Genomic DNA, 26,535 nt, shown 5'->3' on the forward strand with positions numbered 1-26,535 from the left:
TTATTTCAAGTTGAGAGTGGGGTTGATTTAATGCTTTTCTAATAGATAGATTATCTATCTTGCGAAAATCAATGCTTGCATTTGGGTAATAAGCATATGGTAAGTGCCACTCATCTCCTGATGTATCAACTATACTGCCTTCCCTAGTAGTAATAGTCTGGGCATCAATATTTTCTTGAATCAATAGTTCTAATTGTGCCATTAGAAACTCTCCTCAACTAAGGTACTTTGATATTTTATTAACGCAGCTCTTGCGCTTTCTTCAACTGCTTGAGCAATATATACATCTTGAGAACTAAGGCTAGAATCTCCTCTTAAATGCGCTAAAGCTTCTCGACGTTTCTGTTCTGACACTCCTGACGCTCTCATTGTTATTTCCATTCTAGAAGAAAAAGTATGCCTTAAAGATTTAGCGCTCAAATTATCAGGAAGATCTCGGTTATACTTGTCTCTCAACAAATGAAAAAACTGAGTGATGGATGCTTGTGATAAGGGTTGACCTTCGTCACTCAAAATCAGGTATTCAGACTCAAAATCTGATTTGTCTTCTAGAATCTCTCTCAAATCAACTATATATTTATTCAGACACTTAACTAAATCCAAGTTGCCAATCTCTAATAGGCGACCATTACGCTTTACTTGCGGTCTAGGCTTTCTGGTATCGCCAATATCAGGTTCTCTACGGACAACGTTCACCGAAGATATAGCACCAATAGTAATATCTTCTACCCTTAAACTAAGAAGCTCACCCGGACGTAGACCACAATAAATCATTAATCCAACTGAAATAAAATTTCTATACTTTACTGCCTCATTCGTACCAAATGAATTAATAGAAGTAGGATCTAATATATTTATCAAAAAGCTAGATTCTTCGTTGTTTAGTCCTTTTTTCAAATACTTCCTGCTAGGTGGTGAGGACATAAACGAATTAGATAGCCATTCATTAAAAATGCTTTTTCTTTCACTAAGGCTCTTAAACTTATTAGATGAATAAGGCAACTGCGATATCAACACACTCATATACCAGTTTATAAACTGTCTAACAGTAGTAAGACGTTGATTAAAAGTTATCGGTGAAATAGCCTTGGATTGTTCTCTATTTTGTCTGAGATGCTCAACCAATACTGAATTAATCTGAGCAGAGTTAAAAGATACTGAAGCAGTAAGCTTCTGTCTCAGATCAATTTGTTCGCGATACAGCCACTCGTATAAAAGAGAAAGTTCTCTAGCATTACGGATTAATGTATTAGTACTTCTATCACGACGAGATAGTAAATACTCATTAGGTGCTGGAATGGGTAATTCGTCATAATCAAGTATGATTGGAATCTGCTCTCCAGTGGGATGTGTGACTACCTTAACTTTCATTAATTCCACCATAATATAAGTTTACTTAGCTTCCTTTATAACAAACACTATATTAACAATATTATCTTTATAACAACTTATATATTACTATTAAAAAATAGCCCTGAATTTTATTCTCAATATTTACACTAATATAAGAATACTATTCAGAGCTAAGGCTTACTACTCAGGGTTTAGGAGACAATAACTACTTAATCGTCTTTACAAACTATCTCTTATAACCATCAGAACGGAATATCGTCATCTACTGGACCATCTGGCATGGCGGTAGGTTTTGACTGTGCAGGCTGCTGCGTCGGTTGGTTAAATTGATTTTGCTGAGCAGGCGCACTTTGGTTGTTATTAAAGCTATTCTGTCTGCCACCTTGTGCCATCCCTTGAGCGGCGTTGCCTGCTTGATTATAACCGCCTTGCTGATTATTTGCTTGTTGGCCAAAGTTATTTTGATTGCTTTGACCACCTTGATTGCCATAACCGCCTTGGCCTTGGTTTTGACCACCAAAAGCATTGTCACCTTGTCCACCGCTCATGCCATCTAGCATTTGCATTTGTTCAGCACGGATCTCGGTAATATAACGGTCTTGTCCGTTTTGATCCTGATATTTACGCGTACGTAAACTGCCTTCGATATAGACCTTGCTGCCTTTACGTAAATACTGTGCAGCAATCTCACCCAAACGGTTAAATAGTGAGATACGATGCCATTCCGTCGCTTCTCTTTTTTCGCCGCTTTGTTTGTCTGTCCACTGCTCCGATGTCGCAACCGAAATATTGGTCACGCTACCGCCATTATTGAATTGACGTGCCTCAGGGTCTGCTCCAAGGTTACCGATAATGATAACTTTATTAACTCCGCGCATGGTACCGTCCTCTTACTTATGAGTAATCTGATGAATCTGTTTGATGTTTATTTAATAGTACCAATAAATACTATCTATCATATGATTTTACTTTAACCAATTTTTGTTTAAATATCTAGGGGGCTTTGTGCCAAACGCGACAGGGTTTGTCGGGAATCATCGGTCAGCTGCGTCTTATCCAGCTTCAAATAAGCGACCTGTTCTTTTGCCATCACCACCAACTCGTCAACCCCATCTACCGCCAATATTTGGCGTGACCAGTCTTGTATATTGATATTTTTAGGAATAGTCACGGTCGTACTTGACAGATAAGGGGGCTGAGCAATCGGAATAATAACGAGTAGTGATGCGCCCATAATAATGGCCAGTATGCCCCATGCCAACAAGTTAGGCTGGTTCAATAACAGTCCACCCATCGCCCCACCGACAAACGCCCCAAAGAACTGACTGGAGGAGTTAAGCCCCATCGCGGTGGCTTTATTAGCGACTGGGGCCCGCTTCGAGATCCACGAAGGAATCGTCGCCTCAAGCAAATTAAAGCCCATAAAGTACAGCAGCAAGCCCAATATAATACCGACACCCATCTGACTACCGAGCGCAAGCAACACTAAAGCGCTAGTCATGAGCGCAATCGCTCCCAAAAACACTTGGCGCATTCTGCGTTTCTTTTCGGCGATAATGATAAACGGTATCGCAACGGCAAAGCCGATAAACAATAATGGCAAATAGACCAAGCCCTGCTGACGTACCGATAACCCCATCACCTCATTAAGCTGGTGCGGCAAAATAACAAATATCGCGGTCATCGTTAGATGTAAGGCAAAAACCCCGATGTGTAAGCGGTTTAAATCCCCTATGTTAAGCACGGTCTTTAATTGTTGACCAATCGATTTGTTGTCTAAGTTGTGCTTGAGTACACGTAGGGGTGTGGGCACCACCAGTAATAATAACATTGCCAACACAGCAAAGCCCGACGTTAACCAAAACAGCCCAGAGATACCGAGCGACCCGACCAGTAAAGGACCAAAGGCAAAGGCCAGCATGATAGAGGTTGCAATGGTCAATCCCATCGTCGCCATCGCTTTGGTACGCATCTCTTCCCGTGTCACATCTGCCAACAACGCCATGAGGACAGCAGAGACAGCGCCACTACCCGCCAGCGCACGACCAATAATCACCTCATAAATATCCGTCGCATTTGCGGCGATCATACCGCCGATGGCAAACAGAATTAAACCCAAAAATATGATCGGTTTACGCGGAAACTTATCAGCAGCAAGGCTCATTGGTATTTGAAAAATAGCCTGCCCCAGTCCATAAATACCGACTGCCAAGCCGATCAAAAACGGCGTCGCATGCGCATAATTGTTACCATACACAGAAAACACGGGCACAATCATAAACAAGCCGATCATCCTCAAGGCAAAAATACCACCGACCCCGAGGATTGCTCGTCTCTCTACGCTATTCATACTCGCCTCACTGGTTGATCATTACTGGTTTATCACGGCTGTACTGCTGATTTAGCACTACTGGTTTATCAAGGCATCAGCCTATAAATCAAGGCCCCTAGTATAAGACATTCATCGTTTGGTTGCCGAGACTTTTGTCTTGCTGATTCGGTATCGCATATGACAGCCGCCCAAGTCATTCATATTGCGCGATAATTTTGTTACCAAGTGCATCTAAGACAGGATCATACCTTGAATAATGCCTCCATCATGACAATAAAGTAAGGCGTCATAAATGCTATTCCCTCATCTGCTTTATGACGAACGCCTCGATAAAATGACAGGATTGGGTTAAATCTATAACAAACACCACCTGTTACTTAACATTTATTTGTTTTAGATTCGCTTAGTAAGCTCGCTTAGTAACATTAAAAATTAAAATAAACCACACGTAAATACTCATTCACGCTCTCAAAGAATCCATTCACTTAGCTTAATTGACCTTTTTATATTTTAGATATCTTTTTAAATACCATTTTAGCAAATAGGAAACCTATCACCGATGGCACATGACCATATCGCAATACGCGGCGCACGTACCCATAATCTAAAAAACATCGACCTAGATATTCCACGGGATAAATTTGTGGTGATCACGGGTCTATCTGGCTCTGGTAAATCTTCATTAGCATTCGACACGCTGTATGCCGAAGGGCAGCGCCGTTATGTCGAGAGCTTGTCGGCGTATGCGCGCCAGTTCCTCTCACAAATGGAGAAACCTGACGTCGATAGCATCGAGGGTCTGTCCCCAGCGATTGCTATCGAGCAAAAATCCACCAACCATAATCCACGCTCGACCGTCGGTACGATTACCGAGATTTATGACTATCTGCGCCTACTCTATGCGCGTATCGGTACGCCCTATTGCCCTGAGCATGGCGAGCCCATGGTGGCACAGTCGGTCACCGAAATGGTCGATCAGGTCATGGCCTTGCCTGATGACACCAAGATCATGATTTTGGCGCCTGTGATTCGTGAGCGTAAAGGTGAGCATACCGTCTTGCTTGAGCAGCTGATTGGTCAAGGCTTCGTCCGTGTGCGCGTCGATGGTGATGTCTACGATACCGATGAGCTACCCACACTCGATAAAAAGAAAAAGCATACCATCGAAGTGGTGGTTGACCGCTTTAAAGTCCGTGATGATTTGGGCAATCGTGTGGCCGAGAGCTTAGAGACCGCCCTACGTTTAGGTCAAGGACTGGTCACGCTACACTTTATGGATGGCAATCCCAAAGAAGGCGGGGATGACAATCAAGTCATGTCAGCCAAGCACTCATGCCCTGTCTGTGATCGTGCGGTGCCTGAGCTTGAGCCGCGTATGTTCAGTTTTAACAACCCGTATGGCGCGTGCCCAAGCTGTGACGGTCTCGGTAAACGTCAGTACTTCGCCGCCGAAAAGCTCATCACTCACCATGAAAAATCGCTCAATCAAGGTGCCATCAATGGTTGGGACAAACGTCATGCTTACTACTTTGGCTTGCTGAGCACCGTCTGCAAGCATTTCAAAATCGACATGGATACGCCGTGGCAAGACCTGTCAAAAGAACAGCAAGATATCATCATGCACGGCTCCGGCAAAGAAAAGCTCACCTTTAACTTTACCGATGAGCGTGGCCGCAAGACCAATAAAACCGTACCCTTTGAAGGCGTACTGCCTTATCTAGAGCGTCGCTATGCCAAAACGCAAAGCAATCTGGTGCGTGATGAGCTGGCCAAATACTTGGCAGACACCACTTGTAATGTCTGTGATGGCGCACGTCTGAATGAAATCTCGCGCAATGTCCGTGTCGATGACCAAACCATCGCCGAAATCGTCAAGCTGTCTATCGGTGATGCGGCTGACTATTATAAGACGCTCAAGATTGGCGGTCATAAAGGCGAAGTTGCCGAAAAAATCTTTAAAGAAATCAATGAGCGTTTAAACTTCCTCGTCAGTGTTGGACTTGATTACTTGACGCTTGCTCGCTCTGCTGAGACGCTATCGGGCGGTGAAGCACAGCGTATTCGTCTAGCCAGCCAAATCGGTGCTGGTCTGATGGGCGTGATGTACGTGCTCGATGAGCCGTCCATCGGTCTGCATCAGCGTGACAATGACCGCCTACTAAAGACGCTGACGCGCTTGCGTGACTTGGGCAATACCGTCCTCGTCGTTGAGCACGATGAAGATGCCATTCGCCAAGCAGATCACGTCATCGATATCGGTATCGGCGCGGGTGTCCATGGCGGTCATATCATCGCCCAAGGCACAGTCGATGACATCATGGCAAATAAAGACTCGCTCACTGGCCAGTACATGTCTGGCGAGAAGAAAATCGAGATTCCAACCATTCGACACAAAGCCAAAACCATGGATGTCGAAGTCAAAGGTAAGGCCAAAGCCAAAAAAGCACCGATGACGATTGAGCTAAAAGGCGCATCCGGCAATAACCTACATGATGTGGATTTGTCCATACCAGTCGGTGTGATGACTTGTGTCACTGGGGTATCCGGTTCGGGTAAATCGACGCTAATCAACCGCACCTTAATGCCGTTGGCAGCGACTCAGTTAAATAACGCTTCCACGTTGATTGCAGATAAGTTTGAGAGCATCAGCGGTCTTGAGCATTTGGATAAAATGGTCGACATTGATCAAAGCCCCATTGGCCGTACGCCGCGCTCAAACCCAGCGACTTATACCGGCGTGTTTACCCCTGTGCGTGAAATGTTTGCGCAAACGCAAGAAGCGCGCGCTCGTGGTTATAAAGCGGGACGCTTTAGCTTCAACGTCAAAGGCGGACGCTGTGAGATGTGTCAAGGTGACGGTCTCATCAAAGTTGAGATGCATTTCTTACCTGACATGTATGTGCCGTGTGATACCTGTGAAGGCAAGCGCTATAACCGCGAGACTTTAGAGATTCACTATAAAGGTAAAACCATTGCGGACGTGCTCGATATGACCGTTGAAGATGCGACTGAGTTCTTCTCAGCCATTCCAGCGATTTATCGTCGTTTGCAAGCGCTCATGGATGTTGGTCTCAGCTATATTCGCCTCGGTCAGTCTGCGCCAACGCTATCTGGCGGTGAAGCGCAGCGGGTTAAATTAGCGCGTGAGCTTGCCAAACGTGATACTGGACAGACGCTCTATATCTTGGATGAGCCAACCACTGGGTTGCATTTCCATGATATCGATAAACTGCTACATATCCTGCATGCCCTACGTGATAAAGGTAACACCATCGTCGTCATCGAGCACAATCTTGACGTCATCAAAACCGCGGATTGGGTAATTGATCTTGGCCCTGAAGGTGGTAAAGGTGGTGGACTGATTATCGCGGAAGGTACACCGGAGGAAGTCGCGGAAGTGAAAGGCTCGTATACTGGTGAGTTCTTGAAACCGATGCTTAAGCAGACGATGAAAGAAGTGAGTTAATTAGGTAATAGTTAGAGAATGATTGAAAGGCTACTCTTTAGGGAGTGGCCTTTTTTGTTGTCCGAAACTTGGTTGTCGTATTTAATCTACTCTATACTGCTAATTATTCATCTTCACAATGCATACTTACTACGACATTGACACTTATTATGCTTGGGTCTTCAAAAATAGCTAAATCTTGAGTAAGCTTCATAGTTGTCGTACAAAAAATAGCATAGTCATTCTCTATAGCCTCGGTTACTTCATAGGTTTGTTCTAAGCTAGGAGGTCTACTAGCACTCATTACACATATTATATTTTTAATGTCAGTCATATTAATTCCAACTTTATTTAACCCTTCCAAATAATTACTCTTGAAACTATCCTTGTTATCTTCGCTTGCATAAATTGTTGGAAGTATATTTAGTAGTCTGTTGCCGCTGAATATATGCTTCCAATCATTAAAGTCATAGCCAATCATAGAGTCATCCTGCCTATACACGGTACAAACTGTCGTTACAACTGAATCTATAAAGTAATGATAAAAGTTATAATCCTCAATGCTCATATCGTTTACAAAATCGTTTTTGGCTTGTGATGTGATGAAAGGTATAGCAAAAGTAGGAATAAATGACAGTCTATTAATCTTATTTTTCAAAATATTTTTTGGTTCAGTTTTAAAGCCGCTTATTTCATCTATAGTTGAAGGTACGATTGCACAAGTTAATGCTCTAATAGAAGCTATTTCTTCGTGAAAGGCAGACAAAGCATCAAAGGAAGCTTCATTTTCAATTAAGAAAATAATTACTTTTTGACTTTTGAGTTGCTGATCTCTATCGACTTCGGTCATATTCTTTAAATCATCTAAACTAAATATTTTAAAATCTGAATCATGGATATCGAGTTTTAAATATCTATCAGAGGCTTTATTGAATCTATCTTTACCAATATTTTGCGCTACCTTCTTAGTTATTTGACCTGTTGTGATGAGCATAAATCCTTCAGGTTCTTTGTAATTAGGAATGTCACTCATTGTATATTTAGAAGTACTGCTCATAGTAACGAACTCTTTGTCATGTTTTAGAAAGTATTGATGTATGTGTTAGTTTGATAGACTTAATTTGAGAATTTAAATTAAAACCACTAGGAAAATCGTTATGCTCAACAATAACTTTAAACAAAATGTTTTAAATTTACAGAATAAGGAACAAGCCTCTCTAAAGAATTACAATGATACAAAACAAGATTTTAATATATTTACAATCTTGCGTAAGACAGGCGAAGAAGTTGGTTTGCACTCTCGTTTCCTTGCCGAGTTACTCAATAGAAATGCTAGTCATAAAATAGCAGACTTTCAACAATTATTCATTGAAACCGTATTAAATCATGCCATAACAACACAAGAATGGAATCGAGAAAAATTAAGCCCTAAAGATGACTACAGTTGTGAAATTGAATATAGTTTTCGTAATTCAGATCATGGTAGAGCTGATATCATTCTCAAAAACAAAAACAACGTTATTGTTATCGAAAACAAGATTTATGCTTTTGATCAGAAATGTCAACTGGCTAAATATTACAGAGCTTGCCAAGAGTTAGGCTATGATGATAAAAATATTTACATAGTATATTTAAATCGTTTTGGGGATGATGTGTCGCCCTATGGACAGGGAGATATTAGTAATGAAGACTATGGCGTGATTAGCTATAAAGAAGATGTTTTTAACTTTTTAAAACTATGTAAGGCAAAGGTAGTAGATTGTCCGCATATAGAACAGACTATTGAGCAGTACATCAATACCGTTGCTAGAATTACAGGTCAAACAAGGAATGCAAAAATGAAAAAAGAATATATAGATTTTCTAGCAGATGATAATAACTTTAAAACCGTCTATGAACTAAGCCAAAACTTTGAAACTATTCAAAAAAACATTCAGAATGATATGTGGGATAAGTTATTGACTTATTTTAGCGAGAAAAATCTAGAGTTTACTTTCTGTGATAACCAACTGTCTCACTATAGCCAAGAAAAAGCTGTCAAACAATACTTCTTAAGGGGTGGCACGAAAGGCAAAGCTAAGACATACGGACTTTGCTATAAAATAATCGAAAAAGATAACCTAGGAGTTTATTGTTATATTGAGCTAAATCATCGTTTGTATTACAGCATAACGTTAGTAGACAAGGATGGACGTCTTCCAGAATGTCCAAGCGATATGAAAGATTTCAAAGGAAGAGTTGAGAAACTACATAAAAACTGGAAGTATCAAGACAAAAAGAAGAATTTAGGTGGTCAGATTTACCCTCAACGCCCAGTCAACTTCAAAAACCCTAACGATAATTTTTTCGATATTATCAATGAGAAGAGTCGCGAAGAGTGGGTGGCCGAAACAGCTGATGATATCATTCAGCTAATTGATGATGTAAAAAATATTAATTTCTGATAAGCATCATTTCATCTTACACGCAGTATCATTAATTTATGAAAGTCTCCTTGAGGGGCTGTTTAGCCTCGATTGTAGCGGTTATTTTTGGTTCACCACTGATTGAGGTGACTTAGCTAGGAGCAGTATCGATATAACAGGAATGCTACTGGCTATTAGTCACCGCTCTAGTGGGCGACCAAGATATGAGCGAAAAGCGTGATTAGCTTCCCACAAATACGAACTACCTAAACAAACTCCCTCTCAACATTCATCACCCGCGCATCTACCGTACGCTCTATTTTCTCCTCAATTTGGCTGCACTGCGACTCGACCTCACGTTTGGACAGTCCTGTTATCACAAACGTCCACTCGCTGGCATCATGGCGCGCGCGGCCGCCGCTCTCACACACCGCGACACTTGGCGTATTGCCAAAGCGCGCATGCAAGCCGCCCATACGTTGGCGCTTTTCTTTTAGCGAGCTGCAGCCGGGCAACGAAAACGTCAGTGTCAAAATAACGATATGCATTTTATGCTCCTTGCCAAAACCATTTATACTTTTATAGTAGCATCAAATATAATTAATACCTGACAATGTGTGCGCGTCAGCATCCAGACCCTTTATAATAGCGTATCAATCACCAAGTTGCGTATCCAATCCATGACTTCTATCAGTTACGTCCAGCAGCAGCGCATCACCCGATTGTGCGTGCGCTGCGGACTACTCCTTATGCAGTATGGTGCTGAGTCTGCCGTGGTGGTGGACTTATCCAAACGCCTAGGGCTGGCCTTGGGGATGAACAGCGTAGAGTGTTCGCTCAATTTTAATGCCCTAACGCTGACCACTATCTGTGATGAACGCTGTATTACCACCACTCGAGACACGATCAATCAGAGCATCAACGTCAATTTATTGGTGCAAATACAGCAAATCGTCAATAAAACCGAAGCCGCTATAAATAACGCCAAGCTAGATAATAATAAGCTCACGCCTGAACTGACTGACCGCACCACGCTTGCGTTTGATGAGCTAGATAAGACGGTGTATCCAACCTGGCTGGTGGGCGTGTTTGTTGGTGCGTCTTGCGCGGCGTTTGCCTATCTTAACGGCGGCAGTTGGTCGATTACCGCCGTGACGTTTATCGCGGGTATGGTCGCGATGTTCACTCGTATCTATCTGGCCAAACACCATTTTAATCCCTTTATAGCAGTCATCGCGACCGCGTTCATTGCCTCACTAATTGGGGCGACGACCTATTATTTTGATATTGGCAATAATGCCGATATTGCCGTGGCATCCAGCGTGCTGCTACTGGTACCAAGCTTTCCTTTGATTAATTCTTTTTCAGATATCTTAAAAGGCTATGTCAATATTGGCGTTGGCCGTGCGGTATTTACTTATATGCTCACTTTGTCCGCTTGCGTTGGCATCGTAATGGCGCTGGTTTTACTACAAATACAGCACTGGGGGTTTTGAGATGTGGTTCATTGAAACCGTTGTACTGTCTTGCATCATTACCCTTGGCTGGACGCTTATGTTCACGGTCCCCAGACGCTATATTTTGCCGTGTTTGCTCATGACGGCTTTTGGCTTTGGACTAAAGACTGCCCTTGTCTATCAGCATGTACACATCGTGGTTGCCAGCTTTTTTGGGGCGATGCTTGCCAGTTTTTTGGGCGTGTACTTTTCTAAAAAATACACCCTACCGCCCAAAGCCTTAATCTCACCCAGCGTCATCTGTATGATGCCCGGTATCGCCGCTTATAAGGCGATGGTCAGTATGGTGCAGATTGGCTATTTTGGCTTTTCAGACGAGCTGTTTAGTCAAATGATGGTGTATTTGTTTGAGGCGTTGTTTGTGACCTCAGGATTGGTGCTGGGCTTGTCCATTCCTGGCCTACTGTTTTATAGACGTCGGGCGATCGTTTAGATGGTGGGCTGTTTTTGGCGGGAGAATAGCACGCGCTTGGTTTTGTGCTATTCATACTGACAGCACAATCACGTTACTGCTATGATGCGATTAATAATGATCGTTGAGAGATGACTGTGTGGCAGGTGTACTTGTTTATATTACCGATTGGTCTTGGAATCATGACCTTGGCAGCAAGCTTGTTGTTTTTATTTGCTTATCTTATGTCTGACGACAATGCCACGCGCTTGCCAGCGTTTAACTGGTTTAAGCGCTTAATTATTGTGGCATTCATCCTGCTGAGTATTGGCCTGTTTATGACTTTTGGCCATTTTTGGGGTTAACCAAGCGCACGTTTATGCGTGAACGAATTTTTCTAATTCTAATAACTCTAAATCTTGACGCTTTGGCTCGCCATTGTTGCCATCATTTGGAAACGGCATCTTATTACCGTTCAACTGATAGCCACGGCGCTGATAATAAGCCAAAAGCTCAGGCCGATGGCTTAATATAGACATGGTCAGACGCGCAGATTTTTTATGAGGCGTTGGCACTTCTGTCTGCAAATGGCGCGCTGCAAACGTCTCTGCTGCCTGCAATATCTGATGACCAACGCCCTGCCCTTGCAGTTCAGGATGGACCGCAAACATGCCGATGTAGGCTTTTTTATGACAGACATTTTTATTCACGTCATGATCGGCTTTTATATCGACCGCGATGCAGCCTAATAACGCACCTGTCTCCTCGCCATCACGATTGCCTGTCGTCGTTTTCGGGTAGACGAAGAGATAGTGCGTTGGATTAGCAATGGTATTCGCCAGCTCCTCTGGCGTAATCCGGATACCACCGATTAAATCCGCCTCATTGGTCCACCCTTCTGTCTGCCGATAACAACGGTTGAGTAACTGCTCAAGTGCCTCCATGTCATCCGCTTTGGCCTGACGTAAAAATACCGAATCCTTATCCATATGATGATTTTCCTTTTTTATCTGTATATTAAAAAACTGGCTCAGATCACTAAGCCAGCCTAAATACTAATCCTTATCCGTTTTGAGTGCTAGCGCGATAACGCATGCGCTTGGTCAATCATGTCAAATCCAGCCTCAATCTGCGCGCGCGTTGGGGCATGACCACGGCGGAGTAGCTCAGAGAAGGCGACCAGCTCTTTGTCGCGTCCCAGTGAGAGAGCAGCGCTTGCCCGTGTGTTTTCTTCTTCATCATCAAAGTAGTATTCGATACAGTCGAACTTACTGGGTATACCAAACAAAATCCCCTTATCATGGGTCGTCGCATGTCCACTATAACGCAAGCTGTTACCGTACTGCGCGGTCCAAAAAAACGGAATACGCTCCTCTAAAGCGTTTACGTTATCTTCCTCCAAGATAGCCGCTGCCGTTACCATGCCATGCTGCAAAGCCACGCGCCAGTGCTCGATACGCATGCGCCCCATCTGGTTGGTCGCGTGGGCGATGTCGCCCAACGCATAGACACCATCGCGCAGTTGCAGGCGCTCATCTACTTGCACGCCATCTGGATCATTGACCTCGTTTAGCAAGGCGGTACGCGGGGTCACGCCTGTACCTAATATGACCATATCGGCGTCAATTTTGGTGCCATCAGACAGGGTTACGCCGCTGACGTTACCACTGTTCTCATTAATTTTGTCAACGTCCGCGCCAAATGCAAACGTAACACCTTTTTCTTTATGCAGATCGATCACAGCATTGCTAATGCTCTCGGAGACGATATGACTCAGTACCCGCGCGCTACGACCAACGACAGTAATAGAGGCGATCTCCCCTACTTGCATCAGTGAAGAGGCCACCTCCATACCGATAAAGCCAGTCCCGACGATAACGACGTGCTTGCCGCGACTTGCCGCTTTGATGTCTTTGGCGTCATTCACACTGCGTAATGTATACACTCCATTAAGCTCACTCCCTTTAAACGGAGGTATCTTTGGTTCAGCCCCTGTCGCCACCACCAAAAAATCGGCGGTTTGCTCTTCATGTTTACCGTCCTCACTTTTAACCAAAATCGTATGCTCATTCGGCAATATCTCACTTACAGTATGCTTTAAGCGCAAATCAATGTTGTTTTTATTGGCCCAATCAGCGCCGCCCAGCATTAAATGTTGCTCATCCATGTCGCCGGTTAAAAACATTTTGGATAATAAAGGGCGATTGTAAGGGACTTTATCATCAGCACTAATAATGGTGATTTTACCCGCATAGCCGGTACGGCGCAGCTGATTGGCTGTCATAAACCCTGCACCGCCGCCACCAACGATCATAGTATGTGTGTTTGCCAGCTTGTCATTTGCCACCGTCTTGTCTATCCTCGCTGAGGTATGTACAGTCAAGCTATCACCCTCATCAGTCAGCTCGTATTGAGTAAGCCCTATAGTGGCAACAGGCTCTAGCAGTGTGCCATCGCGGCTATCAAAAGTCGCATGATGCCAAGGACAAATCACGCGATTGCCGCAGCGTAAGCCGTCGCCTAAGTCTGCCCCAGCGTGCGGACATTTGCCATCAAATGCACTAAACTCATCCTCATCACGAGTGACCAAAATGATACTATCGTCATCTTGTTTATAAGATTTCATGCCACCACTTGGAATATCAGCTTTATTAATGGTGACTGTATTGATCATTGCCTTGGTCATAATGCGTCCTTAACCGTTATAATAATGTCCTCTTTAGTCGGATTAAAAATAAGCACACTGAACCAGACACTTTTAACTTATCCGATTGTTTCTTCACCGACTTTTTACACACGCGATGCATTGATAGTAGCAAGCTCGCTTCATGCGCGATGTTTTTTTGTATGCTGACTGCGTTGCAAAACGTAATGCTTGGCTTTTCATTCTTACTTTTACGCCCTCTCTTTAAAACGCATCATCAAAATAAAAGACCCTTTTATGACTTCTCCAGATAAAGATATAACCCCTACGGCCCACTCTCCGTCCACGTTTGAGGATGAGGCATTTGATATCTCAAATATCGATATTGCAGCCGTCACTGACACCGCACACCTACCTCAGCCGATGCAGCCGCCGTTAAAACAAGCAAGTTATAAAGCCTGTGCAACCGACTTTGTGGTCAACGAAATCTTGCCATTAGACTTCACTGGCGAGGGAGAGCATTTATGGCTACACATCCAAAAGTCAGGAATGAATACGGCGTATCTTGCCAAATTACTCTCAGAGTGGGCCGAGATTCCATTACGTGATGTGGGTTACTCAGGACTCAAGGACCGCCATGCATTGACCACACAGTGGTTTAGCCTGCGCATTCCCAAAAAGCAGTTGCCAGAAAGTGAGTTTGCCCCGCTAGATGTCGCAGAGCATGAATCAGTCACCATTCTCGCCCAACAGTGGCATAACAAAAAGCTCAATCGCGGCACGCACAAAGCCAATGAGTTTGTCATTACTTTGCGCAATATCCAGTTTACAAGTGCTAACGAGGAACACACTGAAGCGTCTGATAAGCAAAGCGTTGAGCAGCATTTAAAGCATATCGCTAAAAGTGGCGTGCCCAATTATTTTGGCCCGCAGCGCTTTGGACGTAACGGCAATAATATTAGAGAGGCACTGGCATTGTTTGCGCGTCCTCTACCAGACAGTCGACCGCAGCCCAAAAAAAGCAAACGCAAGCGCGCGCCGCGTGAGCAAAACACCATGGAGCTATCGGCTGCGCGGAGTTTGATATTTAATGAGATATTGGCAGCACGAGTCAGAGATGACAGTTGGCATGAGGGTCTAACAGGAGAAGTGTTTAACTTAGATGGCTCGGGATCGATATTTACGAGTGAAGAGGTAGACGAGACCCTGCGAGCGCGGCTTGCTAGTGGTGATATTCACCCAACGGGCGTTTTATGGGGCGTGGGTAACGATAAAGTCAGTGGCGCCGCCGCCGCTGTAGAAAATGAGACAGTGCAGAACAGTCCATTATTAACACAACTAGCCACAGGCTTAGAGAAGCGCGATATTAAAGCACAACGACGACCACTGCGATTGCCTATTGCTGCAATGAGCTGGGAGTGGTCAGACGAACAGACGCTTGTATTGAGCTTTACTTTAACGACCGGTAGCTTTGCGACCAGCGTCTTGGCAAGCTTGGTACAGCAATTGACGTCCTAATTAAGCAGGTCACAGTGACAAAGACAACGTGTGAAATTCAGTAATATCAGCCCTTTAGTTATTATAAAGTGCCTCCACACTGTTTTTTTCTTCTGCCAACATCTCATTGGCACTCACAACTTGATTACGACCGCGGCCTTTGGCCTCATACAGCGCTTTATCGGCAGTACTGATTAAGCGCTGACAAATATCTTGAGGCAACTGTGCGGTTAAGATTTTTCTAGCGCCGCGTTTATTGGGGCGCAACTTAACCTTTTGGGACTGATTAATCTCACTCTCTGCTTCTTTTTGGACCAGTGTTGCGTGTGCTTGCTTGATGCAGGAACGCGCACCATGCGTCAGGGTATATAACCCCAAACTGGCGGTTACCCTAAAGGTGATATCGTCATCGGCCGTTATCACCTGCTCAGCAATGCTGCGTCTGAGTTGTTCAGCAATGAGCATGGCGCTATCGTGCTTCGTGTCTGGCAGCACAATCAAAAACTCCTCACCACCATAGCGGCTAACGATCGCCTCATCAGTGAAAAACTGTCGTAGCGTCTGTGCCACTTCCGCCAAAACCAAATCACCAACATCGTGACCATAATTGTCATTGATGTCTTTAAACCAATCCAAATCTAGTAAAATCACGCTAAAGTCTTGCTGATTGTCGACCGACTTCAACGCTTGCTTCATTTGGGTCAAACCATAACGGCGACTGTTGAGCTGGGTCAGCTCATCTTGATTGGCATGCTGTAGCGTCTCTTTTTTACTTTCATCTAATATAGACAACAGCGCACGAAATATATAAATAATAAAAATGGCTTTTGGTAACGCCATATAGATGTGAGTGGTGCGCCAAAAAAATGCGGACGAGTAGCGCAGTTGACTTAAACTGTCCCAGCTAAGCGCACCCTTTTGCAAAGCAGCAGCAGAGACCGCATTTTCGATGGCTGTCATCTCACTATAGGTGAGATAGCTATAAGTACCTAAGGGAAAAGAGCTAATGGACATTTGACGTAGATTGGGTAACGTCACGCCGAAGTAAGGCAGGAGAGTGACCGCTAAAATCACAGCAGCATGCCCTAAAAACGCGCGCCATACATAGCGCCGCTGTACTAGCATCATCGCCAACATCGCCCCACCGACCAGCGAAACCCCAGCCACCAAACTACTATGACCCATGACCACAATGACCACAGCAATATAAGTGCTGTAGAGTGTCACTAAGATGGCCTGCCATTGATGCAACGCGTCATTGTCTTTTCGGATGGGCGATAAGCGGCTAACCATCCAAAAAGAGTACGCCCCCATCAGTGTCACCCCAATCCATAAAGGGTACAGCAGTGTCATATTCACATAAGGGGCATACACATCTTGGCGCCACCAGACGACCAAACACCAGAGCCAATGTGAGGCGACTTCCATCAATATAAACAGTGCCAGCAATGAGGTCCTATCAGCAGCTTGCCACCCAAAAATCACTCGAGAGAGTTTTCTGTAGCCGAGATGAGATATTGATACAGCCATAATAGGGCTACCACAGACAGTGAGAGTTATGAGAGGTCTTGAATGTTCAACCATAGCACTGACAGCGACATTTTTTTAGACGGCTCTTTGTTAAAAACAATCAGTTTAGTCATTTTAACCGAGTGTTTTTAACAGAGAATTGGTAAAATTGTCCTGTCTTTGCAAGCTGATATATTTAGTGTGGCAACTTTTGTCTTAGTTATCAATACGCTTCATTGATTCATGCGTCAACACATGACGCCTTCTTTTAATCCGTGCCAATGTTGAGATTGCGTGCTGGCTATTTACGCTTAATGACAATTTTTTATAGATGGCACTAAGACAGTCGCGCAAAAGACTGCCAGACCCCTTGCTGCTCAGCGTTCAAAACAGGAACGTCACCTAGACGCCGCCACGGCATATTACTACCATGAAAGTCGCTGCCAATCGATGCGCCAAGATTGTGCTCAGCGATACTGCGATCGACCATTCTTCGAGTGCTCACCGGCTCACTGTTGGCAGGCAGCTCACAAGCATCGCCACCAAGTTGTGCAAACTCCTCAATAAGCTTACGAACTCTCGTCGCTGAAAGCTGATAGCGCGTTGGATGCGCAAGCACAGCCTTACCACCGCAAGCATGTATCAGCTCGATACCGTGCTGCATCGTCAGCGCTTCTATGGCCACATAAGCGGGTTTATTATCAGCCAAATACTTATCAAATGCCTTTTGGACGGTCTTTACCTCACCGCGCTCAAACAGCACTTGCCCAATATGAGCACGCCCTACTGCCTGTGCATTGCCGCCTGCCTTATCAAGGACGGCTTGCCATAGCTCGTCATAGTTGATGTCTAATAACTCACTGAGCTTTTCGGTAATTCGCTGCCCACGGGACGCCCGGCTGTCTTGCAACTGCTGTAAGGTTGCATGCATTTTTTCGCGATCCGTAAAATCGAGCCCAAGCACATGGATGATTTTATTGGTGGATTTGTTTTTGCCATAACCACCGCTTAGCGTGTGCTCACAGCTGATTTCAACGCCATTGATGAGCTGCATATCACAGGCAGCAGCCACAGCTCTCGCCTCATCAATTCCTGCCAGCGTGTCATGGTCGGTCAACGCCAATACATTGACGCCGGCCGCATGGGCACGTTGTACCACCTCCGTTGGGCTATAGGTGCCATCAGAGCAAGTACTATGACAATGTAAATCGATTTTCATAAAGCTGGCCTTAAGATTTTAAGTGGGTTGTCAAGTTAAAGGTACTGGCGACAATGAGTAGTACTGCGGCAAAATATGTGGAAAAAGGCTAAGGTATGGTATATAAGACGATTATAGTGTTGACTGCTTTTTTTTGGTGCAGTAGACGTGTAAACTACCCCATACGTTTTTGTTGGACATCCTATTTGCTATGAAAGCCTTATTAGACTTCATTCCGTTAATTGCTTTTTTTGTTGCCGCTCGTTATAACGGTATTTTAGCAGCAGCTGGCGCGTTGCTCGTTGCCACCCTTGTTGTTTATGCGATTCACTTTATCCGCCAAAAAGGCAAATTTGATAAGCAGCAGTGGGTTGTCTTACTCCTAACCATCTTGTTCTGTGGGGGCACATTACTCTTGCGCGATGATATTTATCTGCGCTGGAAGTCACCAATTATCAATGGTATATTTGCTTTGACACTACTCATCAGTGCCGCTATTAATAAGCCTCTGATGCAGCTTGCGATGAAAGAGGTATTTACTCTGACGTTAAGCGGCTGGAAAAAGCTCACGGTCGCTTGGGCCCTATTTTTTGCCTTTATGGGCTTTTTGCATTATATCACAGCGTTTACGATGTCAGATGAGGCATGGATTAACTTTAAGACCTACGGCTGGATTCCAATTATGCTGGTATTCGTTGTCGCCCAGTTTGCTGTGTTAAAAAAGCATCTCAACCCCGCACTGACTGACAAAACCGTCAAATAACTTGTATTACTTTATATTGTCTTATAACAGCCAGCTATTTCTAAATTCTAATACCGACAATATTTAATCATAAATATTGATTACACGTGTTGTTAAGGATGATAGCGTTTTATTCTTACCTATTTATCGAGGAAGCACCATGTCCTTATTTGCCATTATCGGTCACGATGTCGCCGGCAGCAGTGCGCAACGTCAAGTGACACGGGCTGAGCATGTTGAGCGTTTACAAGCATTGGGACGCGAGCAACGATTAATCATTGCCGGACCAACCCCCATTGAACACGGTAAAAACGAGATGTCAGGCAGTGTGATTATTGCTGACTTTGACTCCCTTGATGCCGCCCAGACTTGGGCAAGCGCCGAACCCTATTTGCGTGATGGCGTCTACAGTCATGTGGACGTCAAACCCTTTGTTCAAGCGCTACCAGCACCTAGTAATCAGCCTGAAACCCTACCCAAAAACAAGCCGTCAGAAAAGGTATCCGTATCGTGAGTCAGGGGTTATTTTCACTAAACCGTCGTGTCTGTCAAACCGGCTTCGCAAGCGTGATCTTATTGGCGACTCTATCAGTGTACGCGGCGCCAACCGCCAATACGACTGATAATGCCGCCCCCTCGTCGACGCCGCCTGCGGTAGCAGAACAAGAGGGTACCGCGACGCCGACGCCCGCTGCCCCAAACACGGTCAACACACTATTAGCAGCACAGTTACAACCCTCTAATAAGGCGCTGTCTGACGCCAATCAAGAGCTGTTAAGCCGTAACGCCCAGCTTCAACGCCAAGTGAACGACTTACAGACCCAAGCAAACATCCTGATCTATGAGAGTAAAGGCCAGTTGTTTTTGTACGGTGCCTTTACTGTCTTAATCAGTTTGTTGGTCGGTATCTTTATCTCTTGGCTGGTGTTTGTACGCCGTGAACGTTGGTAGTATGGCTCGTTTTTATGAACGCATTCTATATAAGGGCTGTATTTGCCAGTCTGATATTTAATCAAGCCTAAGCTCCCTTAACCAAGTCACCAACGCTCCTAAGAAACGCCCCATGTCTACCACTCAAAAGCCAAATCGTGACCCATTAAACATCATTACTCCTGCCAATATTGACTGGCAAATGGATGACACGGGCAATAGAGTGCCGGTATCAGGTGAGTTTGATGATGTGTACTTCTCGCACGCGGACGGCCTAGCAGAATCACGTCATGTGTTTTTAGCACACAACCAATTGCCAGAACGACTGGCAACGCTTGGACCGAAGCAATGCTTTACGATTGCTGAATTGGGTTTTGGTACTGGGTTAAATCTTTTGGCAACGTGGCAACTCTGGCGTCAGCTGCGCGATACGCATCCACAGTTAGCGAGCGCACGCTTGCATTTTATCACCACTGAAAAATTCCCTATACCACTTGTAGAATTAACGCAGATACTTGCTTTGTGGGGGCAGCGCGCGCCTGAACTTACAGAGCTTATTGCGCCACTTTTAGCAGCTTACCCGCCCCTTATCGCAGGCTGTCATCGTTTGAACTTCTTTGCTGATAACCTAACCGTGGATATGTGGTTTGGCGATGCCGCTGAGAGCTTGAGCAAATTGGCATCAGATCAGTCGACTAAACCTGCCCCCTATGTTGATGCTTGGTTTTTAGACGGGTTTGCCCCTTCTTGTAATAGTACGTTGTGGGCTGACAGTATCTTTGCCCAAATACAGCGCTTATCACGTCCCACTACGACTGCGGCCACCTATAGCTGTGCCGGTGTGGTTAAGCGTGCGTTAAAAGCATGTGGCTTTCAAATTACTAAGGTCAAAGGCTTTGGGCGCAAGCGTGAGATGCTAACCGCAATCATGGCTGATGCTGCCAGCTTAGAGGATAGTACCCGCGACTCAGGCTCTATCGACAACGCTGATCGTCTGCCCACTCATAGCGTCGTTATTGGCGCTGGTGTTTCAGGTTTGCTCATGGCTTGGGCGCTCGCCAATCGTGGTATTCACGTCACTTTGTTAGACAAGTCTGCTCCGTTGGCAGGCGCATCAGGCAACCCTCGCGCCCTACTCGCCCCTAAGATGACACCGATTCATCATGTCGATGAACACCTGCATACGATGGGTTATCTTTATAGCAGCAGACTATATCGTCAGTTCAATGAGAGTGCTGAACAGCAAAAATTGGCACCCGTAATTGAACCAACTGGCGCCCTTGACCTGCTGATTAAAGCCAATATTGGCCCAGAGCAAATCGCTGATTATCCCGATGACATGGCCACCACGCTACCTAGTGAACGAGCACAGAATATTACTGGCTTAAAAAAGCAAGATTTATCAGAAAACTTATACTTACCACAGTCTGGGTTGGTCAATCCACAAGCGTTAAAAGACACCATACTGGCGCATCCTTTCATCTGCTTTCAGCCATTAAAGGTCAATCGTATTAGCGAGTCAGAGCACCATGTCTGTATTCACGGGAGTGATCCGGACAATTCTGAACGGTCTATGACGGCTGATAATGTGGTGATTTGCGCAGCTTTTGAGAGCCATCAGCTAGACCAACGTATTTTTGATTGCCGTAAAATTCGTGGTCAACTTTCTTGGTTTACGCCCACGATTGAGCAACTCGCGAAATTACCCAAAATACCACTGAAATATAGCGGTTACTGTGCGCTGTTTACCGCGCAAACGGGGGACGGACAGCTGAACGATATTGAAGAATGTCAGCCTCAGTTTTTATTAGGCGCAAGCTTTATACGCAATGACACCGATACAAATATCCGCCGTGAAGAGCATCAGATTAGCCGCGATAAATTGGTGACCGCCATTCCTGAGATGGCGTCTATTATTCCAGCCGATGTTAGCGTGTGGCAAGGGCGCGCAGGTATTCGTACCCAAACACCCGATTATCATCCGATAGTGGGCCCACTAATCGACAGCAAACGGACTTGGGTCATGAGCGCGATGGGTGCTAAAGGGTATGCCATCGCGCCCCTATGCGCTGAGGCGCTGACAGACATGATGTTGGGAACGTTTACACCCTTATCAACGGCAATGTTGGCACGTCTATCGCCCCATCGTACGCGTTTGCAGACCCCGCTCGATTAGAGGGATTTGAGTAGCGTTTGAATTATTTGTGCCACCGCTTTCAACGACTGCAGCGATCTTGTAGTATTGATATTGATTGTAATAACGCGAGAGCTACATGCCCTATCATCAGACCACCCTTACTCTCCCTGCCTATGCGCGTGGTATTCATATCATCACCCCAATGATTGATGAGGCACTCGATGAGTTGATACCCCCTTTTTCTAAAGTAGGGTTGGTACATCTGTTTTTGCAGCACACATCAGCCAGTCTGACGATCAATGAAAATGCCGATCCAGATGTCAGACTCGACACCGAAGAGTGGCTCAATAAAATCGCACCCGCCAATCAGCCGGAGTATCGCCACACACTAGAAGGCTCGGATGACTTGCCAGCCCATTTTAAAAGCATGATGCTTGGGGTCAGTTTAACCGTGCCACTGATTAACGGTAGGTTAGGATTAGGAAGGTGGCAAGGTATTTATTTGTGTGAACACAGAGACCATATGAAAAAATATGGTGGCGAGCGCAAGCTGGTGATCACGGTTAGCACTTAGGGTCGATGAAGCATCTGTAGACACAGTACTGTGCTGCTAACACAACGCGTAAAGCGCGCTTAACGGACGAAAACCTTAACATGAAGAGTCACACCAACCCCCTAGCCTCTAAGTCCGCTTATCCACCACTCCTTGCGGCTCTCTTAAGCTTGTTACTGCTAACGGCCTGCCAAGAGTCGCCAGAACCTGAAACGGCCAATGAGACGCCCGCTGAAACAAGCACGCAGACAACGCCAGTGACGACCAATATCAATGTGCCTGAGAGTCATGGGAATGGTGAAAATACAACGGACAACTCAGCTCAGTCCGTACCAGATGCTGAGCGCGATATCAACCGAACTCAACTAGAAGACAACCTTGAGGCTAATAAGCCAACATCAAGTAATACTAGTGCTGCGCCCAATCCTGACCAAGCCATCAAAGGCGCACAAATCACTGATGTGCGCTATAAAAGCGCCGCAGGAGAGTCTTTGTCCGTTGTCTTCGAGACGTCAGCAGCGGGCCTGCTTAATGCCATTGTGACGCTACCCAATAAACCCAAAATAACGCTAAGCGCACCCGAAGGCCAAGGTAACAACCCTACTTATCGCTCAAGTGATGGGAGTATGCAGCTGGTCAGTCATGCAGGTGGTGGCACCATCGATTTTATTCAAAACAACAACGTCACCAGCTTTGATGCCGTTAGTGCTGAAGCAGAAGTCATCACTGAGTAGTCACTGCGCGTACGTTTCTATGACCACCATATTTTAGACCAAAAAAAGGCGGCAACCATAACTATCGTTGTCGCCTTTTTATTGTCATCTTATAGTCGATTCTATTGAAAACCGATACAGAGTGAATGGGATGAATTTTTTGCAGCCTCTGTCACGTCTGCGAACAGCAAGCAAGAAAAATTTATCCCATTCGCACGATGATATTAACGTATCGATTTTATTTTCAACTGACTATGCTTACTGGTAGACGATTTTTACTTAACCAAATCCCGTTGTTTGCCCAAACAGGCTGACAAGCCAACTGATAACGGCCCACAATCCCCAAGCAACGAACACAATAACGATCAATCCCAGCATATCAGGAATATGCAAGTATAACCAAGCAATGATTGGGTTGCGCCAAAAACGACTTTGCTGCTGCTTACTTTCTAGCGACTCATGCAAAAATGGTCGATCCATATGCATGGTTTCAGTGATGCCATACTCAACTTGAAGATACTCGTGCACGATGCCCAAGGTCTTACGGCTGGGACGAATAAAAATGTCCAGCAACGTACCAATCCCAGGCACGATACCAACAACCATGTCAATCAGCGCCAGTCTAACGGCAGGCGTCATTTTGTGCGTGGGCACCCCCAGTTGACGACCCAATATAAAGGCATAACCGGTTAACACCAGCCCCGCTAGATCTCCTGCCAGCGGAATGGTTGAAAGCGCCGCATCGGCACCCATCCCTTGCTTGGTAAAAGGAATGCGCACGAGAGAATCCATCGTATTGGCAAACTTTGCCAGTTTACGTTCGATGGCAATGACTTGCTCACGTGTTAACCCATGCTCAGCGAGCTTTGCCTGATAATCCATGACCGAGGGATGAGGGTTAGCGGACTTTTTTAGTTTTGAAAATCTATCCATTAAAGCGTGTCCATATACAAGCGACTGCTATGAGCGCAAAGACATAGCGCCCTACCCAGATATTGGCTAGAAATGCCTGAAAACAGGCCAAAGGCTGACGACTGGCACAAGCGCTGTTTTGTTTGGCAAACATCATGGCCACTAACGCCAAACCAAATATGGGCGTAATGCCCAAGCTGGTGGGCGCAAAATAGTGCCACAGTACCGCCCCCATCATTAGTAAAAATAAGGTCTGTAGTACAGAAATAATGACCACATCATAGCGACCAAACAATATCGCCGTTGATTTAACCCCAATTTTTAAATCATCCTCGCGGTCAGCCATAGCGTACTGGGTGTCATAGGCCACTGTCCAGCACATATACGCGAGAAATAACAGCCAACACCAAACATCAGGGGCGCCTTGCACCGCCACATACGCCATCGGTATCGCCCATCCAAACGCCGCCGCTAAGAACACTTGTGGCAAATGCGTGTAGCGTTTCATAAAGGGATAAATAAACGCCAGTATGACGGCCGCAAGTGACCAATAAAACACGGCAACAGGTAATAGTAATAGCAGGCTGGCACTCAGTACTACCAATACTAAAAAAGCCGCGATGGCTTCTTGAGCAGACAAACGGCCATCGGCTAACGGTCGACCTTTGGTACGAGTCACATGACCGTCTACTTTACGATCGGCAAAATCATTAATCGCACACCCTGCCGCCCGCATAAAAGTCGCGCCTAGCGCAAATATCACAAATATCTTAAGACTGGGTAGGCCTGCCGTCACTCCTTGCTGCTGGGCCTGACCCATTGCTGCTAGCAGCACCCCCCATAACGTTGGCCATAAGAGCAGCTCAATACCTACTGGCTTGTCGAAGCGCGTCAGCTGTAGGTAGGCATAGATTTTTTCTTTAGACATCAGGGGGGATCGAGTTTGTATCATTGTGTGCGGGTCTCTATATTTGCTGCCATAACCGATTTGCTTCAATCAGCGATATCTCAGGATACTGTTTTCGTAATGCTTTGATAGCGGCAACCTTCTCTTTTTTTGATGCTTGCTGACGCAAAAATGCCAACTGCTCTTGTGGATTGCTCAATGCTTTTAGACGTGCTTCCAGCCGCAGAATTCGAGTACGTAACATGATGTTTATTAGTAATAAAATGGCGCCCATGATCCAAATGATTAGCGTTGACATTCCTTGCTCCTACATCCATTAACGGTAAGCTTTTTAACCATATTATTTAAGCATGATGCGTCATCGTTCATCGCCATAACCATTAGACAAAATAACCGCTAGACAAAATAACCATCAAAACGCACTGCTTCATTATGCCAGCTTTCACTGACTGGTTGATTAGCAAGTAGCGGCGCAAATTGCGGGCGCTTTACGATGACTCGGCCAGATGTTTGCCCATTTTGACTTACCACTGCGAGCGCGCTTTGCAGCAATTGCAGCTCTTCGTCTGCTGTGGGAGGTTGTGCCAGTTGATGCAGCGCTTGCATGTGCTTACCCACTTTAGCGCCTTTACCCGTTTTGCTATCTTGATAGCTGTCTTCTGGAAACATCGGGTCTAGATACACCGCGTCAACTGCCTTGTGATTGTCAGAGACAGAGGCGTTGTTCACCCTTGCAAAATAAGCGAGAGCATCGGTGTTAATAACCTGTAAACGCGCCATGAGCTTTTGCCAATTTGCCAATGCGTTCATACGCTGCTGCTCTGCGAGCAATAGCAACGCCATCAAGGGCTGCTGCTCAAGCATGACTATCTGAGCACCCGTACTGGCTAGTATCAAACTGTCATGGCCAAAACCAGCAGTCGCATCTATAACGCGGCTGTCCGATGTGATTTTCGCCGCTTGTAGCAATAACTCGGATTTACGCCCCGCGCTCACCACCCGGCGTTGTAGTTTATCCCATTCAGGTGAGACGCTCAGTCCACCACTTAGCCATGACAGCGTGTTTTTTTTATCCAACAACAATATAGGGTGCGTTGCGGTCTGACTAAGATGTTGGCGCTGTTTTTGCGTTAATTTATCTGTGTAACGCTCAGTGTGTAAAGCAAGTGGCAGTTTGTGCTCAGTGATCAATGCTTGTAGGCTCTCAATCTGTGCGTGCTGATTGTCATCAACATAAAGCAGTTGGCAATGTATAAGCGCACTCGTCTTATTGCACGTTTGGGGCAAAGCCGTCATAACCATCATCCTTTTTACCACTTACCTCTATTATCGAACGCGCCATCAACCCAC

25 protein-coding genes and 1 pseudogene are annotated in these 26,535 nt (G+C 45.3%); 12 read left to right on the forward strand and 14 right to left on the reverse strand.

Features of this window, described 5'->3' with window-relative positions:
• From B2P60_RS04915 to B2P60_RS04930, 4 genes and pseudogenes are all read right to left on the reverse strand, one after another.
• Nucleotides 1-202, reverse strand: a pseudogene (locus B2P60_RS04915) (hypothetical protein); the annotation flags it as partial.
• Nucleotides 202-1,371, reverse strand: coding sequence for a tyrosine-type recombinase/integrase (locus B2P60_RS04920; protein ID WP_286739792.1), 1,170 nt, complete (start codon nucleotides 1,369-1,371; stop codon nucleotides 202-204). The pseudogene B2P60_RS04915 and the gene B2P60_RS04920, both read right to left, overlap by 1 nt.
• Before the next feature lie 224 nt (nucleotides 1,372-1,595).
• Nucleotides 1,596-2,231, reverse strand: coding sequence for a single-stranded DNA-binding protein (gene ssb / locus B2P60_RS04925; protein WP_286739794.1), 636 nt, complete (start codon nucleotides 2,229-2,231; stop codon nucleotides 1,596-1,598).
• Between the two features lie 107 nt (nucleotides 2,232-2,338).
• Nucleotides 2,339-3,703 carry an MFS transporter gene (locus B2P60_RS04930; protein WP_193004720.1) on the reverse strand — a complete coding sequence of 455 codons (1,365 nt, stop codon included), beginning with the start codon at nucleotides 3,701-3,703 and terminating at the stop codon, nucleotides 2,339-2,341.
• 541 nt (nucleotides 3,704-4,244) lie between these two features.
• Here B2P60_RS04930 and uvrA point away from each other — a divergent pair.
• On the forward strand, nucleotides 4,245-7,151 hold the full coding sequence (gene uvrA / locus B2P60_RS04935) for an excinuclease ABC subunit UvrA (RefSeq protein WP_286739798.1): 2,907 nt from the start codon (nucleotides 4,245-4,247) through the stop codon (nucleotides 7,149-7,151).
• A gap of 103 nt (nucleotides 7,152-7,254) precedes the next feature.
• Here the strand turns inward: uvrA and B2P60_RS04940 are convergent, their stop codons facing one another.
• Entirely contained in the window at nucleotides 7,255-8,187 is a 933-nt protein-coding gene (locus tag B2P60_RS04940) for a hypothetical protein (protein ID WP_286739800.1), read from the reverse strand.
• A gap of 100 nt (nucleotides 8,188-8,287) precedes the next feature.
• Here B2P60_RS04940 and B2P60_RS04945 point away from each other — a divergent pair, with 100 nt between their 5' ends.
• Entirely contained in the window at nucleotides 8,288-9,574 is a 1,287-nt protein-coding gene (locus B2P60_RS04945) for a PD-(D/E)XK nuclease family protein (RefSeq protein ID WP_286739802.1), read from the forward strand.
• Nucleotides 9,575-9,801: 227 nt separating this feature from the next.
• On the opposite strand, the gene B2P60_RS04950 is transcribed toward B2P60_RS04945, so the two are convergent.
• Nucleotides 9,802-10,083, reverse strand: a complete 282-nt coding sequence (locus B2P60_RS04950) for a DUF503 domain-containing protein (RefSeq protein ID WP_286739804.1) — start codon at nucleotides 10,081-10,083, stop codon at nucleotides 9,802-9,804.
• Between the two features lie 132 nt (nucleotides 10,084-10,215).
• Here B2P60_RS04950 and B2P60_RS04955 point away from each other — a divergent pair, with 132 nt between their 5' ends.
• The 3 genes from B2P60_RS04955 to B2P60_RS04965 all read left to right on the forward strand — a co-directional run bounded on the left by B2P60_RS04955 (nucleotide 10,216) and on the right by B2P60_RS04965 (nucleotide 11,808).
• Complete coding sequence (locus B2P60_RS04955) at nucleotides 10,216-11,031, forward strand: threonine/serine ThrE exporter family protein (protein WP_286739806.1); 816 nt, start codon at nucleotides 10,216-10,218, stop codon at nucleotides 11,029-11,031.
• Nucleotide 11,032: 1 nt separating this feature from the next.
• Entirely contained in the window at nucleotides 11,033-11,485 is a 453-nt protein-coding gene (locus tag B2P60_RS04960; protein ID WP_193004727.1) for a threonine/serine exporter family protein, read from the forward strand.
• Between the two features lie 110 nt (nucleotides 11,486-11,595).
• A complete protein-coding gene (locus B2P60_RS04965) occupies nucleotides 11,596-11,808 on the forward strand; it encodes a hypothetical protein (RefSeq protein ID WP_193004728.1) in 213 nt (70 codons plus the stop codon).
• 12 nt (nucleotides 11,809-11,820) lie between these two features.
• On the opposite strand, the gene B2P60_RS04970 is transcribed toward B2P60_RS04965, so the two are convergent.
• On the reverse strand, nucleotides 11,821-12,432 hold the full coding sequence (locus B2P60_RS04970) for a GNAT family N-acetyltransferase (RefSeq protein WP_286739809.1): 612 nt from the start codon (nucleotides 12,430-12,432) through the stop codon (nucleotides 11,821-11,823).
• 89 nt (nucleotides 12,433-12,521) lie between these two features.
• Nucleotides 12,522-14,129 carry an FAD-dependent oxidoreductase gene (locus tag B2P60_RS04975; protein WP_286739812.1) on the reverse strand — a complete coding sequence of 536 codons (1,608 nt, stop codon included), beginning with the start codon at nucleotides 14,127-14,129 and terminating at the stop codon, nucleotides 12,522-12,524.
• Between the two features lie 255 nt (nucleotides 14,130-14,384).
• Here B2P60_RS04975 and truD point away from each other — a divergent pair, with 255 nt between their 5' ends.
• On the forward strand, nucleotides 14,385-15,605 hold the full coding sequence (truD, locus tag B2P60_RS04980) for a tRNA pseudouridine(13) synthase TruD (protein WP_414706626.1): 1,221 nt from the start codon (nucleotides 14,385-14,387) through the stop codon (nucleotides 15,603-15,605).
• Nucleotides 15,606-15,659: 54 nt separating this feature from the next.
• Here truD and B2P60_RS04985 read toward each other — a convergent pair whose 3' ends face one another.
• Entirely contained in the window at nucleotides 15,660-17,114 is a 1,455-nt protein-coding gene (locus tag B2P60_RS04985) for a GGDEF domain-containing protein (protein ID WP_286739813.1), read from the reverse strand.
• 316 nt (nucleotides 17,115-17,430) lie between these two features.
• Nucleotides 17,431-18,312 (reverse strand): PHP domain-containing protein, encoded by an 882-nt coding sequence (locus B2P60_RS04990; protein ID WP_198333914.1) that lies wholly within the window; start codon nucleotides 18,310-18,312, stop codon nucleotides 17,431-17,433.
• 190 nt (nucleotides 18,313-18,502) lie between these two features.
• Between B2P60_RS04990 and B2P60_RS04995 the strand changes: the two genes are divergently transcribed.
• The 6 genes from B2P60_RS04995 (at nucleotide 18,503) to B2P60_RS05020 (ending at nucleotide 23,387) form a co-directional block, all read left to right on the forward strand.
• Complete coding sequence (locus tag B2P60_RS04995) at nucleotides 18,503-19,054, forward strand: inner membrane-spanning protein YciB (protein WP_193004734.1); 552 nt, start codon at nucleotides 18,503-18,505, stop codon at nucleotides 19,052-19,054.
• Between the two features lie 139 nt (nucleotides 19,055-19,193).
• Nucleotides 19,194-19,547 carry a YciI family protein gene (locus tag B2P60_RS05000; protein ID WP_230710926.1) on the forward strand — a complete coding sequence of 118 codons (354 nt, stop codon included), beginning with the start codon at nucleotides 19,194-19,196 and terminating at the stop codon, nucleotides 19,545-19,547.
• The gene (locus B2P60_RS05005; RefSeq protein WP_230710925.1) at nucleotides 19,544-19,984 is read left to right on the forward strand and encodes a hypothetical protein; all 441 of its coding nucleotides are present in this window, start codon (nucleotides 19,544-19,546) and stop codon (nucleotides 19,982-19,984) included. Before B2P60_RS05000 ends, B2P60_RS05005 begins: the two co-directional genes overlap by 4 nt.
• 112 nt (nucleotides 19,985-20,096) lie before the next feature.
• Entirely contained in the window at nucleotides 20,097-22,139 is a 2,043-nt protein-coding gene (gene mnmD, locus B2P60_RS05010; protein WP_286739816.1) for a tRNA (5-methylaminomethyl-2-thiouridine)(34)-methyltransferase MnmD, read from the forward strand.
• A 97-nt stretch (nucleotides 22,140-22,236) separates the two neighbouring features.
• The gene (locus B2P60_RS05015; RefSeq protein ID WP_286739817.1) at nucleotides 22,237-22,674 is read left to right on the forward strand and encodes a secondary thiamine-phosphate synthase enzyme YjbQ; all 438 of its coding nucleotides are present in this window, start codon (nucleotides 22,237-22,239) and stop codon (nucleotides 22,672-22,674) included.
• An 80-nt stretch (nucleotides 22,675-22,754) separates the two neighbouring features.
• Complete coding sequence (locus B2P60_RS05020; RefSeq protein ID WP_286739818.1) at nucleotides 22,755-23,387, forward strand: hypothetical protein; 633 nt, start codon at nucleotides 22,755-22,757, stop codon at nucleotides 23,385-23,387.
• A 258-nt stretch (nucleotides 23,388-23,645) separates the two neighbouring features.
• Here the strand turns inward: B2P60_RS05020 and B2P60_RS05025 are convergent, their stop codons facing one another.
• The 4 genes from B2P60_RS05025 to B2P60_RS05040 form a co-directional block, all read right to left on the reverse strand.
• The gene (locus B2P60_RS05025; RefSeq protein ID WP_286739834.1) at nucleotides 23,646-24,248 is read right to left on the reverse strand and encodes a DUF4112 domain-containing protein; all 603 of its coding nucleotides are present in this window, start codon (nucleotides 24,246-24,248) and stop codon (nucleotides 23,646-23,648) included.
• Between the two features lie 43 nt (nucleotides 24,249-24,291).
• Nucleotides 24,292-25,230 (reverse strand): 4-hydroxybenzoate octaprenyltransferase, encoded by a 939-nt coding sequence (ubiA, locus tag B2P60_RS05030; protein WP_414706627.1) that lies wholly within the window; start codon nucleotides 25,228-25,230, stop codon nucleotides 24,292-24,294.
• A gap of 13 nt (nucleotides 25,231-25,243) precedes the next feature.
• On the reverse strand, nucleotides 25,244-25,483 hold the full coding sequence (locus tag B2P60_RS05035) for a hypothetical protein (RefSeq protein WP_193004742.1): 240 nt from the start codon (nucleotides 25,481-25,483) through the stop codon (nucleotides 25,244-25,246).
• Between the two features lie 98 nt (nucleotides 25,484-25,581).
• Entirely contained in the window at nucleotides 25,582-26,481 is a 900-nt protein-coding gene (locus B2P60_RS05040; protein ID WP_286739821.1) for a class I SAM-dependent methyltransferase, read from the reverse strand.
• Nucleotides 26,482-26,535: the final 54 nt, after the last annotated feature.

The sequence above is a fragment of the Psychrobacter sp. UBA3068 genome, assembly GCF_002366815.1.
GTDB lineage: Bacteria > Pseudomonadota > Gammaproteobacteria > Pseudomonadales > Moraxellaceae > Psychrobacter > Psychrobacter namhaensis.

What these genes read in the sequence shown, in the direction of transcription:
- B2P60_RS04995 (WP_193004734.1), top strand. Translation starts at nt 18,503, where the DNA reads ATGAAAGCCTTATTAGACTTCATTCCGTTAATTGCTTTTTTTGTTGCC.
- ubiA (WP_414706627.1), bottom strand. Translation starts at nt 25,230, where the DNA reads ATGATACAAACTCGATCCCCCCTGATGTCTAAAGAAAAAATCTATGCC.
- B2P60_RS04950 (WP_286739804.1), bottom strand. Translation starts at nt 10,083, where the DNA reads ATGCATATCGTTATTTTGACACTGACGTTTTCGTTGCCCGGCTGCAGC.
- B2P60_RS05015 (WP_286739817.1), top strand. Translation starts at nt 22,237, where the DNA reads ATGCCCTATCATCAGACCACCCTTACTCTCCCTGCCTATGCGCGTGGT.
- B2P60_RS04920 (WP_286739792.1), bottom strand. Translation starts at nt 1,371, where the DNA reads ATGAAAGTTAAGGTAGTCACACATCCCACTGGAGAGCAGATTCCAATC.
- B2P60_RS04940 (WP_286739800.1), bottom strand. Translation starts at nt 8,187, where the DNA reads ATGAGCAGTACTTCTAAATATACAATGAGTGACATTCCTAATTACAAA.
- B2P60_RS04965 (WP_193004728.1), top strand. Translation starts at nt 11,596, where the DNA reads ATGACTGTGTGGCAGGTGTACTTGTTTATATTACCGATTGGTCTTGGA.
- B2P60_RS05000 (WP_230710926.1), top strand. Translation starts at nt 19,194, where the DNA reads ATGTCCTTATTTGCCATTATCGGTCACGATGTCGCCGGCAGCAGTGCG.
- B2P60_RS05020 (WP_286739818.1), top strand. Translation starts at nt 22,755, where the DNA reads ATGAAGAGTCACACCAACCCCCTAGCCTCTAAGTCCGCTTATCCACCA.
- B2P60_RS04955 (WP_286739806.1), top strand. Translation starts at nt 10,216, where the DNA reads ATGACTTCTATCAGTTACGTCCAGCAGCAGCGCATCACCCGATTGTGC.
- ssb (WP_286739794.1), bottom strand. Translation starts at nt 2,231, where the DNA reads ATGCGCGGAGTTAATAAAGTTATCATTATCGGTAACCTTGGAGCAGAC.
- B2P60_RS04945 (WP_286739802.1), top strand. Translation starts at nt 8,288, where the DNA reads ATGCTCAACAATAACTTTAAACAAAATGTTTTAAATTTACAGAATAAG.
- B2P60_RS05025 (WP_286739834.1), bottom strand. Translation starts at nt 24,248, where the DNA reads ATGGATTATCAGGCAAAGCTCGCTGAGCATGGGTTAACACGTGAGCAA.
- uvrA (WP_286739798.1), top strand. Translation starts at nt 4,245, where the DNA reads ATGGCACATGACCATATCGCAATACGCGGCGCACGTACCCATAATCTA.
- mnmD (WP_286739816.1), top strand. Translation starts at nt 20,097, where the DNA reads ATGTCTACCACTCAAAAGCCAAATCGTGACCCATTAAACATCATTACT.
- B2P60_RS04990 (WP_198333914.1), bottom strand. Translation starts at nt 18,312, where the DNA reads ATGAAAATCGATTTACATTGTCATAGTACTTGCTCTGATGGCACCTAT.
- B2P60_RS04985 (WP_286739813.1), bottom strand. Translation starts at nt 17,114, where the DNA reads ATGGCTGTATCAATATCTCATCTCGGCTACAGAAAACTCTCTCGAGTG.
- B2P60_RS04970 (WP_286739809.1), bottom strand. Translation starts at nt 12,432, where the DNA reads ATGGATAAGGATTCGGTATTTTTACGTCAGGCCAAAGCGGATGACATG.
- B2P60_RS04975 (WP_286739812.1), bottom strand. Translation starts at nt 14,129, where the DNA reads ATGACCAAGGCAATGATCAATACAGTCACCATTAATAAAGCTGATATT.
- B2P60_RS04930 (WP_193004720.1), bottom strand. Translation starts at nt 3,703, where the DNA reads ATGAATAGCGTAGAGAGACGAGCAATCCTCGGGGTCGGTGGTATTTTT.
- truD (WP_414706626.1), top strand. Translation starts at nt 14,385, where the DNA reads ATGACTTCTCCAGATAAAGATATAACCCCTACGGCCCACTCTCCGTCC.
- B2P60_RS05035 (WP_193004742.1), bottom strand. Translation starts at nt 25,483, where the DNA reads ATGTCAACGCTAATCATTTGGATCATGGGCGCCATTTTATTACTAATA.
- B2P60_RS05040 (WP_286739821.1), bottom strand. Translation starts at nt 26,481, where the DNA reads ATGACGGCTTTGCCCCAAACGTGCAATAAGACGAGTGCGCTTATACAT.
- B2P60_RS04960 (WP_193004727.1), top strand. Translation starts at nt 11,033, where the DNA reads ATGTGGTTCATTGAAACCGTTGTACTGTCTTGCATCATTACCCTTGGC.